This window comes from Arsukibacterium sp. UBA3155 (assembly GCA_002364615.1).
Classification (GTDB): Bacteria; Pseudomonadota; Gammaproteobacteria; order Enterobacterales; family Alteromonadaceae; genus Alishewanella.
Map to the genome: position 1 here is coordinate 17,028 of DEYP01000029.1, position 11,876 is coordinate 28,903.

General features: G+C 46.8%; 8 protein-coding genes. 4 read left to right on the forward strand and 4 right to left on the reverse strand.

Features of this window, described 5'->3' with window-relative positions; genetic code table 11:
- Positions 1 to 82 precede the first annotated feature (82 nt).
- Positions 83 to 1,084, forward strand: a complete 1,002-nt coding sequence (sohB, locus tag B2X65_RS16750) for a protease SohB (protein ID WP_290614598.1) — start codon at positions 83 to 85, stop codon at positions 1,082 to 1,084.
- A 57-nt stretch (positions 1,085 to 1,141) separates the two neighbouring features.
- Here sohB and B2X65_RS16755 read toward each other — a convergent pair whose 3' ends face one another.
- On the reverse strand, positions 1,142 to 2,479 hold the full coding sequence (locus tag B2X65_RS16755; RefSeq protein ID WP_290614600.1) for a dicarboxylate/amino acid:cation symporter: 1,338 nt from the start codon (positions 2,477 to 2,479) through the stop codon (positions 1,142 to 1,144).
- A gap of 170 nt (positions 2,480 to 2,649) precedes the next feature.
- Here B2X65_RS16755 and B2X65_RS16760 point away from each other — a divergent pair, with 170 nt between their 5' ends.
- Complete coding sequence (locus tag B2X65_RS16760; RefSeq protein ID WP_290614602.1) at positions 2,650 to 4,878, forward strand: Ig-like domain-containing protein; 2,229 nt, start codon at positions 2,650 to 2,652, stop codon at positions 4,876 to 4,878.
- A gap of 86 nt (positions 4,879 to 4,964) precedes the next feature.
- Here B2X65_RS16760 and astB read toward each other — a convergent pair whose 3' ends face one another.
- Positions 4,965 to 6,305, reverse strand: a complete 1,341-nt coding sequence (gene astB, locus B2X65_RS16765; protein ID WP_290614604.1) for an N-succinylarginine dihydrolase — start codon at positions 6,303 to 6,305, stop codon at positions 4,965 to 4,967.
- Between the two features lie 232 nt (positions 6,306 to 6,537).
- Here astB and topA point away from each other — a divergent pair, with 232 nt between their 5' ends.
- The gene (gene topA, locus B2X65_RS16770) at positions 6,538 to 9,144 is read left to right on the forward strand and encodes a type I DNA topoisomerase (protein WP_290614606.1); all 2,607 of its coding nucleotides are present in this window, start codon (positions 6,538 to 6,540) and stop codon (positions 9,142 to 9,144) included.
- 64 nt (positions 9,145 to 9,208) lie between these two features.
- Here topA and B2X65_RS16775 read toward each other — a convergent pair whose 3' ends face one another.
- Together B2X65_RS16775 and B2X65_RS16780 are read right to left on the reverse strand one after the other, a co-directional pair.
- Positions 9,209 to 9,973 (reverse strand): hypothetical protein, encoded by a 765-nt coding sequence (locus B2X65_RS16775; RefSeq protein ID WP_290614608.1) that lies wholly within the window; start codon positions 9,971 to 9,973, stop codon positions 9,209 to 9,211.
- A 74-nt stretch (positions 9,974 to 10,047) separates the two neighbouring features.
- Entirely contained in the window at positions 10,048 to 10,737 is a 690-nt protein-coding gene (locus B2X65_RS16780) for a sensor histidine kinase (RefSeq protein WP_290614610.1), read from the reverse strand.
- Positions 10,738 to 10,891: 154 nt separating this feature from the next.
- Here B2X65_RS16780 and cysB point away from each other — a divergent pair, with 154 nt between their 5' ends.
- Positions 10,892 to 11,869, forward strand: coding sequence for an HTH-type transcriptional regulator CysB (gene cysB / locus B2X65_RS16785; protein WP_290614612.1), 978 nt, complete (start codon positions 10,892 to 10,894; stop codon positions 11,867 to 11,869).
- The last annotated feature ends 7 nt before the right edge of the window (positions 11,870 to 11,876 follow it).

An 11,876-nucleotide genomic window follows, 5' to 3' on the forward strand; every position in this document is an offset into this window, starting at 1 on the left:
GCCCGGCGGCTTTATGCGCCGGGCTTTTTCTTTTTATTAATCAGAATAGAATGAGCGTATTTAATCAGACAGGAGTGTTACTTTGGCATTTTTAATGGAATATGGCATGTTTTTGGCTAAAGCAGCCACTATTGTTTTTGCGATAGGGTTAGTTGTTGGCATTGTGGTAAATGCCAGCCATAAACCGAAAGCGAAGAAAGGTCAGCTGGAGTTTACCGATTTGAGTAAACATTACCGGTTGCAAACAGCAGAGTTACAACAACGATTGCTGGATAAAAAAGGGTTTAAGCAATGGCAGAAATTGCAACAAAAGGAACTGAAACAACAATCTGTCGCGTTGCCGTGTTTGTTTGTACTTGAGTTCAATGGTTCCATGGACGCCAGGGAAACTGAGTCATTGCGGGAAGAGGTGTCAGCCGTTCTTGCGATCGCCAAGCAAGATGATGAAGTGGTACTGCGGCTGGAGAGCGGGGGCGGGGTAGTGCATGGTTATGGATTGGCGGCCTCGCAGCTTGACAGGCTGCGCCAGCAGAATATCTCCCTGACTGTCGCGGTAGATAAAGTGGCGGCCAGCGGCGGCTATATGATGGCGTGCATCGGCACAAAAATTATTGCTGCACCCTTCGCTATACTGGGCTCAATTGGTGTGATTGCTCAGCTGCCAAACTTTCATAAATTATTACAGAAAAATTATGTCGATTTTGAGCAATTTACCGCAGGTGAGTTTAAACGGACCGTAACCTTGTTCGGTGAAAATACCGATAAGGGCAGGCAAAAGTTTCAGCAGGAACTGGAAGAGACTCATGGTTTATTCAAGCGCTTTGTCGAGCAGCACCGACCACAGCTCGATGTATCTCAGGTTGCAACGGGCGAACATTGGTTTGGTTATCAGGCACTTGATTTGCAATTAGTTGATGAAATCCAAACCAGTGACGACTATCTGATGACGAAATTGTCAAGCCATAGGGTGTTTAAGGTAACCTATCAGCTTAAAAAAGGCCTGGCTGAGAAAGTGGGTATGGGCTCAGCCAATGTGCTGTCGCTCTGGTGGCAGAAACTGGTACAGCAGAGTTGGCTACGCTAATGTTCCAGCGCATAAAAAAACAGGCCTTATAGGCCTGTTTTTTTTGAATACCACGTGTTATTGGCGTAAATGATGGAAATCGACTTTTTCGTCTTTCATGCCGGCATTAACATCATCAAATGTTGCCTGATCAAATTGTTTTTCACTTTTACCAACAATACAAGAGACCATCGCATCACCGGTCACATTTACCGCGGTCCGGGTCATATCCAGTAGCCTGTCAACGCCAATAATTAAGGCAATACCTTCCACTGGCAAGCCGACTTGTTGCAACACCATCGCCAGCATAATTAAGCCAACGCCAGGGACACCCGCGGTGCCAATAGAAGCCAGTGTTGCAGTCAGAATCACCATCAGATAATCAGCAACGGTCAGATCAACCAGGTAAACCTGGGCGATAAACACCGTGGCCACGCCCTGCATAATCGCCGTACCATCCATGTTAATAGTGGCACCCAGCGGCACAGTAAAGGACGCTATGCTATTTTTCACCCCAAGTTTCTTAGTAACGGTTTCCATAGTCACAGGCATAGTCGCGTTGCTGCTGGACGTACTAAAGCCGAATAACGCTGCGTCGCGCATTTTACGCAGAAAGATAAACGGATTTAAACCGGTTAGTAGCTTCAGGATAATGCTGTAACTGAACAAGCCGTGGAAAATGAGAACCGTCAGCACCACGCCAAAGTACATGGCCAGACTTTTAATGGTTTCAAAACCCAGGGTGGTAAATAACTTTGCCATCAGGAAGAACACGCCATAGGGCGCCAGGTTCATCAGAATGGTCACCAGTTTCATTATCACTTCACTAAGGTCATTAAACACCGCTGCCAGCCTTTCGCCGGGCTTACCGCTCAACGCCATTGCTAAACCAAACAACACGGCAAAGACAATAACCTGCAACATATTACCCTGAGCCATCGACTCGATAGGGTTACTGGGAAAAATATCGATAAACACCTGAGCAAGGGAGGGCGCTTCAGACACATCGAAATTAGCATCAGATTGGCGCTCAACCCCTTTACCCGGGCCAACCACCAAGGCAGCGGTCATCGCCAGACTGATGGCGATAGCAGTGGTAATAAGATATAAGCCAATCGTTTTACCGCCCAGTCGTCCCAGGGTAGAGGTATCTGATAATGAACAGGTACCGCAAACCAGTGAGACAAAAACTAACGGCACAACAAGCATTTTCAAGCTGGCGATAAAAATTTCACCGCCAGCATGAAAAACACCGTCTATAAAAAAAGCTTTCAGCGGTAATGCCATGCCAAACAATGTGAGCACCCGCTCTTCCTGTCCGGCTAAAATAGCTTTAAAAAAGAAACCCACTAAGATACCGGCAACCATGCCGATAACGATACGGGCAGTTAATCCCAACTTTCTATTATTGCTCATTGTTTTAGTGATATATCGGTGCTGAATGGTCACAAGACTATCAGTTTGCGACGCTATTGGGCAGGCTTGATAAAAATTTTTTTGAAAATTGCTGTGACGTAGTGATAATTAATGGTTTAAGATGCAATTAACAAAAACTATATATAAAAAAACAGTTAGGGAGAGTTTTCATGCGAAACATCCGGCAACTACTCGTTGCATTAATGATTACATCGCTCGCCGCCTGCGGTGGCGGCGGTACCTTGGACAATAGCGGCGGCGATGGCGGCGGTGGTTCAGGTGGCAATACTCCGGTATTTACCCTTGCGCTTACCCTGACTAATGCTGCAGGAACTGAGACAAATAATTTATCGCAAGATACGCCACTAGTTGTAACGGCTACTTTAAGTGCAACAAATGATGGCAATGTATCAAACCGTCTAATCAGTTTTGACGTGTCTGGTGATGGGCTTGCTTTGCTGGGTAACGATGCGGGCTCAGCATCAACCAACGCAGCTGGCGTAGCGACAATCCCCCTGAATGTGGGTAATCGCTCTGGCGCAGGCCAGGTGACGGCGACCTTTGGTGAAATATCGGCCAGTGCGGTATTTAATTCTGCAGGTGACGGCGGTGATGATGTTGATGTAACGATCGGCAGTATTCGTTTAATCGCGGACAAACTTCTGCTTGGTTCGGGCGCGTCAGATAAAGTTGAGCTGAGTGCGTTGGTTCGTGATACAAACAACGTTACTTTGGCCGGTGTACCAGTGACCTTCTCTGCTGACTCTGGTGAAATTACTATCGTTGATACCGTCACCGGTACTAACGGTATTGCCAAAGCAACCCTGACTACCCTGTCCGATAGCAACAATCGTGATATTACGGTTATTGCCAGAGTGCAGCAGCAAACGGCTGAACTGGTAGTTGACGTGGTTGGAACTAATCTGCAAATTGCTGCTCCTGCCGCGGTTGTGTTAAACGACAGTGCCACAATTGATGTGTTTGTTACTGATTCAAGTGGTAATGGTATTCAGGGTGTCGTACTTGATGTCAGCTCTGCCTTGGGTAACAGCTTAAGTGAAACCAATCCGGTGACAGTTGGATCGGGCGGCAAAGCTTCATTTACCTACACCGGCGTTAACAGCGGTGTTGATACCTTAACGGTCACAGCCCTTGGTATTTCCAGCAGTGTTGAGCTTAATGTCAGTCCTGATACCTTTGTTTTTGAGCAAATAAACGGTGAAGAAAATGAAGTCGTAGAGATACCGTTAAATACTGCACAGGCGTTGGGTGTACAGTGGCTGATTGATGCGTCACCCAATGTGGGTGAGTCGGTAAGTTTTGCTACCTCTCGCGGCTTTATTGCAACAACTGCTGCAGGCTTAGTAGATGAGCACGTTACCGTGTCACAGACTACCGATGCTGCTGGTGAAGCAGAAGTGTTTGTACAGTCTGGCTTTGCCGGGTTGGCGACCATTGCTGCTCAGGGTGGTGATGCAGAAAGCAGTGTTAATGCGCAAAAAATTGTTGAGTTTGTGGCAACGACACCAACCAAGGTAGAAGTGCAGGCTTTTCCGGCTCAGGTTGGCTTGGGCGAAACCAGTGCGGTTCGCGCTATTGTCCGGGATGCCAACAATAATCCGGTTAAAAACCAGAATGTGGTATTTACTCTGGATAATGCCGCTGGCGGCCAATTGAGTGCGGTACTGGCCCGGACTAACTCACAAGGGGTTGCTTCTACTGTATTCACTGCAGATAGCACCACTGGTGGTGGTGTCGCAGGCCTGAACCTTGTGGTTAAAGGTGCGTTAGCAGCGAACGATTCGATCGTCGGTGAAACCGATATAGCAGTGGGTCGCAGAACATTGTTCTTTCGCTTTGGTACCGGTAACGTAATTACCAAACCGAACGACAGTACTTATGCAAAAGAGTTTTCAATCATTGTTACTGACAGCTCAGGTAATCCGGTTCCTAATCAACAATTAAACGTTGCAGTTGTTCCGTTATCTTACTCCAAAGGCGTATGGGTTAAATCACCTACACCACCTGCTGCATTCAGAAACTGGGCGGCTGAAGTATCGATTACCTGTCCGAATGAGGATGTAAATCTGGATGGTATTCTGGAAGTTTCAGAAGATACCAATGGTGATGGTGAGATTACCCCGGGTAACCGTGCCACAGTGCCTGCAACAGTGACTGCAGATGACAGTGGTATTGCGGTATTCAGTATCCAGTATCCGCAAGACGTGGGTGCCTGGATGGACGTGCGGCTGCAAGTATCAGGAACTGCGTCTGGTACGGAAAACGTGGCTTCACGTAATTATGGTTTACCGGTAGCGAGTGAAGATGTTACTACTGAGACATCGCCACCACCAAGTAATCCTTTCGGAACGGTTGGTAACTGTACTGTTACTGATTAATCTGGATACGTTATCGTGATGATGCCCGCCATAGTGCGGGCAGAAAAAAACCGCCAGCAGGCGGTTTTTTTATAAGTTGTTTTCAACTACCGTTGGAACTGATAAACCGAGCCCAGTGCTAATATCTGGGTTAATTCATCCAGTGCTGCCCGGGATTCCGCCAGCAACTGCGGATCGGCTAAATCAGCTTCAGAAATCTGATCGCGGTAATGTTTATCCACCCAGCTATTTAATGTGGTAAACAGCGTATCGTTCATCAGTACATTAGGATTCACTGCCTGACGCTCCTGCTCACTTAGTGCTACCCGTAATCGTAAACAGGCTGGGCCACCGCCATTGCGCATGCTTTGTTTAACGTCATAGTAATGCACGTGCTTAATCGGCGTGCCGCGGCCGGTAAGCTCTGCCAGATAGCGGCCTACTGTCGGGCTGTCCTGGCATTCGGTAGGGGCAATAATCGCCATCTCGCCGTTTGCCAGCGTAACAACCTGCGTATTAAACAAATAGGTGTTGATGGCTTCTTGTACCGACACATCATTGTCATTAACTTCTATCAGGAACAGCTCACTGTCATTACCAAACTTACGTTTAAGCTCATCCAGTTTGCTTTGCGTATCGACAAAGGCTTGCTGGTGATAAAACAGCACATTCTGATTACCTACCGCGATAACATCGTTATGGAACACGCCCTGATCAATCACCTCGGGGTTTTGTTGCATATAGACAACGTGTTCATCACTTAAACCGTGTAAACGGGCTACCGCTTCACATGCTTCGAGCGTGTGTCTGGCAGGAAAACGTTTAGGTGCTGCTTTGCTTTGATCGAAGGCATAACGACCAAACACAAACATCTCCACACCTTTTTTGCCGTAGTCACTGCATAATCTGGTATGATTCGCCGCACCTTCGTCCCCGAAATGATCGTTATCGGGTAAATGCTGGTGATGGGCAAAATGTTTTGAGTCCGAAAACATCGCTTGTAATATTCTGCCAGTAGTCTGAGGTTCAAGTGAACGGTGGAACTTATTGGTTAAGTTTGCCGGGGTAAAATGCACTTTGTGATCGGCACTATCGGCACTGGGTGAAATTGTCGCGGCATTAGCGGTCCACATACTGGATGCGGAACACACCGCCCGAAATACCGCAGGGGCTTGCTTTGCTGCCGTCGCAATGACGTCACTGTCTGAACCGGTAAAACCAAGTCGGCGTAAGGTATAGACATCGGGACGCTCTTGTGGCGCCAGTACACCTTGTACTAAACCTAAGTCATGCAGAGCCTTCATTTTCTGCAAACCTTGCTTAGCAGCTTGTTTTGGACTCGAAGTGTTGTTAGCGTTAGATAAAGAGGCAACATTGCCGACTGACAAACCGGCATAGTTGTGTGTTGGTCCTACCAGACCATCGAAATTTGCTTCAAAGTACTTCATTTTTGCTTTATATCCTTCTGTTGGAAGGGGCACTGTTTTTATTGTTTTTGCGGCCGCTTATGTTTTTTTTATGCTTCATTTATGAGTTGGCTATCAAATAGCCGCTGGGTCTGTAAAATGACCCGGATTGCATAATAATGAGTTTATTCACTTGTCACAACTGCGGTTTGCGGATATATGTTAAAAAAGGGCGGCCAAAAGGCAGCTTCAGTTTGGGAATTCAGGTTTTAAGATGGCGAAATCACTGGTAATAGTCGAATCACCGGCAAAAGCAAAGACAATTAACAAATATTTAGGTAACGACTACGTCGTTAAATCGAGTGTAGGCCATATCCGCGATCTGCCTACCAGCAGTAGCAAAGATAAAAGCCGGACTACCGATAAAAGCCTGAGTAAAGAACAGAAAGAGTATAAAGCCCTGGTTGACCGGATGGGGATCGATCCGGCACATGGCTGGCAAGCCCGTTACGAAATTTTGCCCGGTAAAGAGAAGGTAGTCAAAGAACTGAAAGCCCTGGCAGATAAGGCGGATACGGTATATCTGGCAACGGATTTGGACCGTGAGGGTGAAGCAATAGCCTGGCATTTACAGGAAATTATTGGTGGCGAACCTGAGAAGTTTAAGCGGGTTGTGTTTAATGAAATTACCAAGTCTGCCATTACCAATGCCTTTGTTGAACCCGGGCAGGTAAATGTTGATCAGGTAAACGCCCAGCAGGCCCGCCGGTTTTTAGACCGGGTAGTGGGGTTTATGGTGTCGCCACTGCTATGGAAAAAAGTTGCACGAGGCTTATCGGCTGGGCGGGTGCAATCCGTTGCTGTACGCTTAGTGGTTGAGCGTGAACGTGAGATCAAGGCATTTGTGCCTGAAGAATACTGGACCCTTGCCGCCGATACCTTAACTGAAGCCAGTAAACCATTGCTACTGGATGTAGTACGTGAGAATGGCAAGGCGTTTAAGCCTGTCAACAAGCAGCAAGCAGATGCTGCAGTTAAACGGTTACAAGACGCGACCTTTGAGATAAAAGAACGTGAAGACAAGCCCAGCAGCAGTAAGCCTCAGGCTCCCTTTATCACCTCAACCTTACAACAGGCAGCAAGTACCCGTTTAGGTTATGGTGTTAAGAAGACCATGATGCTGGCACAGCGCCTGTATGAAGCTGGCCATATTACCTATATGCGTACTGACTCGACTAATCTTAGTACAGAGGCGGTTGGGGCCTGTCGTGATTACATCACCAAGAAATTTGGTAAAGAGTATCTGACTGCTGAACCAATAAGTTACGGCAGTAAGGCGAATGCCCAGGAAGCGCATGAAGCGGTTCGCCCTTCAAATGTAACCGTATTAGCCAGTGATTTAGCCGATATGGAAGCCGATGCCCGCAAATTGTATGAGTTGATCTGGCGCCAGTTTGTGGCATGTCAAATGCCACCAGCGCAATACGATGTCACCAATATTACGGTCGCCGCAGCAGATTTTGAATTAAAAGCCAAAGGCAGAGTATTACGCTTCGATGGCTGGACCAGAGTGCAACCTGCAGTGAAACGTAAAGGTGAAGAAGACAGCGAATTGCCCGATGTTAAACCGGGTCAGCAATTGCAATTACAGCAATTGCAAAGCGCGCAGCACTTTACCAAACCGGCGGCCCGATTCAGCGAGGCCAGTCTGGTTAAAGAATTAGAAAAGCGCGGTATTGGCCGGCCTTCTACTTATGCTGCAATTATTTCTACCATTCAGGACAGAGGCTATGTCCGGGTGGACAACAAACGGTTTTATGCCGAGAAAATGGGTGAAATCGTTACCGATCGGCTGGTAGAAAATTTCGATGATTTAATGAATTACGATTTTACCGCCAACATGGAGTTAACCCTGGATGACATCGCCAAAGGACAACGACAGTGGCGAAAAGAACTGGACAATTTTTACACGGGTTTCTCCGGTAAATTAAAAACCGCCGAGCAGGACCCCGAACAGGGCGGTATGCGTGCCAACCAGTTCGTGCTAACCGACATCGACTGCCCAAGCTGCGGTCGGAAAATGGGGATCCGCACGGCTTCTACCGGTGTATTTCTGGGGTGCTCAGGTTATAACCTGCCGCCTAAAGAGCGTTGTACCACGACCATGAACTTGCTGCCGGGTGATGAGGCAGTAAAAGTAACGGATGATGATGAGCTTGAAACCGAAGCGTTGCGTCAGAAAAAACGCTGCACAAAGTGTGGCACCGCCATGGACAGCTACCTGATTGACGAACAGCGTAAGTTGCATGTGTGTGGTAATAATCCCGAGTGTGATGGTTATGAGTTAGAAACCGGGAACTTCAAAATAAAAGGTTATGAAGGCCCGCTGATTGAGTGCGACAAATGCGGCAGTGATATGCAGCTGAAATCAGGACGATTTGGTAAATATTTTGGCTGTACTAACAGTGAATGTAAAAACACCCGTAAATTGTTGCGAAGTGGTGAAGCGGCACCCCCTAAAGAAGATCCGGTTCATTTGCCCGAATTAAAATGTGAAAAGTCTGACGCCCATTTTGTGTTACGTGATGGTGCAGCAGGCGTCTTTCTGGCGGCATCAACCTTTCCTAAATCCCGGGAAACCAGAGCACCACTGGTCAGTGAGCTGAAAACATTTCGGGATCGGATATCTGAAAAATTCTATTATCTGGCAGATGCGCCGCTCAAAGACAAAGACGGCAACCCCAGTATTGTAAGGTGGAGTCGCAAAACCTTACAACAGTATGTTATGACCGAAAAAGACGGCAAAGCAACGGGTTGGGCTGCCTGGTATGAAAAAGGCAAGTGGGTAGTATCAACCAAAGATAAACCTGCAGCCAAGTAATACGCTGCTGGCATAAAAAATGGCACCGCAGGGTGCCATTTTTTATTTATTCTTTATTTACAGCTTACCATTTACGTTTAGGTGCAAATAACTCGTCGATATCTTTGTTCTCTTTTTCTTCTTTCTTTTCCCGATCTCTGAGATTACCCGCTTTTAATTCGGTCGCAATATCTTCCAGAGTTTGCACTACTTCGGCTTTACGACTGATCACATACTCATCGGGATGCGTGCTGCCATTTAGCGAGGTAAGCGCTTTTTCAAAATATTGGCGGGATGAGCCAAGCATGTTGTTGCTGCGAGCTTGCTTACCACGTTTAATCTGGCTTTCGACATTAATACGTAATTGCAAAATTTCTAAGCGCTTGTCTTCGGCAACCACAGTAGAGGTATCAATGTTGCCTCTGGCATGCTCACTGCGAAGCGTCGTGCGTAATTTCTTGATGCCCCGAATAAGACCTATCAGCTGTTGATCATTATCCGGTAGGGTTAGGTTGTCAGACGTTACCTGGTCGGCGGCGACGGGTTCTTTTAATCTGTTTTCGATTTCCTGCAACCGTTGTTTCATTTCCCGGGTGCCTTGCTCCAGTTCTACCATGCCACGCAGGGAGAATGCACTGCGTTTTAGCAACATATTGGCAAGCGCCGGGGTAAACGGCACATTTGCATTGTTGGCTAACATATCGTCGGTATCATCCAGCATATGACGTAACTTGGTATATTCAGCACGTTTAAGAGCCGCTATCCGGGCTTTGTGTTGTTGTACCACGTTGACGACAACAGCAATAATCACCAAAGCTACAATAAGCGAGATGATAATAGGTAACAGCATGCAGACCTCTGAACGTATACGCGTTTATAAATGATAGTAATCTGATTTGATGATAATGAACAGTTTTCTGCAAATCAGGGCAACGTTAAACTAAAGCTTCCACCAGATAATTCGCTGTTATTCTGTAATGATACCTGCCCACGCTGGTTTTTATTATGATGCGCTCGGGCAATTAATTTAGCAAAAAAAATACCAAGACCGGTATGGCCATGTCGTAAATCAAGTTTTTGCATATCAGGGTTAGCGTTATCCAGCATAAAATCAGGAAAGCCGGGCCCGTCATCAACTACCTGAACTTGCAGCAACCCCTGTATAACCTCAGCGCGTAATACTATGCGTCGATTGCTATAGCGCAGCGCATTAGCGATAGCATCATTAAGTACATTCAACACCAGATCGCGGTCAAAAAACCAGTTTAAATCGTGCTCAACCTGAATGATAAATTCAATGTCTTGCTGCATAGCAAAATACTGATTTCTTAACAGCAGCTCTTCGAACAGTTCGCTCAGGTAATGCTGATCAATTTGCACCGGGAGTTGCTGTCGATCCAGCCGATACAGTGACAGCAATTGCAGTAAATTGGAATTAAGCCGGTTTGCTTCATAATTTAACCTGGCCAGTTCTGCCCGGGCATCATCAGACAATTTTTCACCTTCGGCCTGAATTAGCTCAGCAGACTGTATCACCATACACAATGAATTTTTCATATCATGAACACTGCAGGCCAATACGGTGGCAAAGTCAATTTCTAGGTTGCTTGGCATAATGACTCCGGGGTTTGACGATAACGCCTGTCAGTAAATTGTTAATTTTTTTTGCTACTAAAAGTTATAGCATTTCCATTTATAAAAATTAGTTGGAATATCTGGCAAGACGGGTATATTGAACGGTGATCATTCTTTACCGGACCTGGGCCAGATGAAATTACAGCAATTGCGTTACATTGTTGAGGTGCTTAACCATAACTTAAATGTGTCGGCAACGGCAGAGAGTCTTTATACCTCGCAGCCAGGGATCAGTAAACAGGTAAGAATGCTGGAGGATGAACTGGGTATTCAGGTGTTTGGCCGCAGCGGCAAGCATTTAACTCATGTTACGCCAGCAGGTCGTGATGTTATTGAAATAGCGCAGCAAATTCTGGCTAAAGTCGAAAGCATTAAGGCGGTTGCCAAAGAACATACGTTACCTGATCAGGGAAAGTTAAATATTGCCACGACTCACACTCAGGCCCGTTATGCGTTGCCTCCCGTGATCAGTGGTTTTATGCAGAAATACCCTAAAGTGTCGCTGCATATGCATCAGGGCTCACCACAACAAATTTCTGAGGCCGCCTCACGCGGTGAAGCCGATTTTGCCATCGCCACCGAAGCCTTGCATTTGTATGGTGATTTAGTGATGTTGCCGTGTTATCACTGGAATCGCAGCGTCATTGTCCGGCAAGACCACCCACTGGCGCAACTGGGGCGTAAAATTGCCGTAGAAGATGTAGCCCAGCATCCTATTGTCACCTATGTCTTTGGCTTTACCGGCCGTTCAGAGCTTGACCGCGCTTTTGCCGCGAAAGGCTTAGAGCCACGTATTGTGTTCACGGCCACCGATGCTGACGTACTTAAAACCTATGTCCGGTTAGGCCTGGGCGTCGGCGTCATAGCGTCGATGGCGATTGATCCGCAATTAGACAAAGATCTGGTTGCCCTGGATGCCAGACATTTGTTTGAAGCTTCAACCACTAAGATTGGCTTTAGAAAAGGCGCCTTTTTACGGACCTATATGTATGATTTTATCCAGCGCTTTGCACCGCATCTGACAAAGGACGTGGTAGAGCGGGCAAATTTACTGCGAAATCAGGAAGAGATAGACCTGATGTTTGATAAATTTGAATTGCCAGTGCGCTAAATGGGTT

Excerpts from the sequence above, each read along its gene's own strand:
- B2X65_RS16755 (WP_290614600.1), bottom strand. The coding sequence starts at position 2,479 with ATGAGCAATAATAGAAAGTTGGGATTAACTGCCCGTATCGTTATCGGC.
- B2X65_RS16760 (WP_290614602.1), top strand. The coding sequence starts at position 2,650 with ATGCGAAACATCCGGCAACTACTCGTTGCATTAATGATTACATCGCTC.
- astB (WP_290614604.1), bottom strand. The coding sequence starts at position 6,305 with ATGAAGTACTTTGAAGCAAATTTCGATGGTCTGGTAGGACCAACACAC.
- topA (WP_290614606.1), top strand. The coding sequence starts at position 6,538 with ATGGCGAAATCACTGGTAATAGTCGAATCACCGGCAAAAGCAAAGACA.
- B2X65_RS16775 (WP_290614608.1), bottom strand. The coding sequence starts at position 9,973 with ATGCTGTTACCTATTATCATCTCGCTTATTGTAGCTTTGGTGATTATT.
- B2X65_RS16780 (WP_290614610.1), bottom strand. The coding sequence starts at position 10,737 with ATGCCAAGCAACCTAGAAATTGACTTTGCCACCGTATTGGCCTGCAGT.
- cysB (WP_290614612.1), top strand. The coding sequence starts at position 10,892 with ATGAAATTACAGCAATTGCGTTACATTGTTGAGGTGCTTAACCATAAC.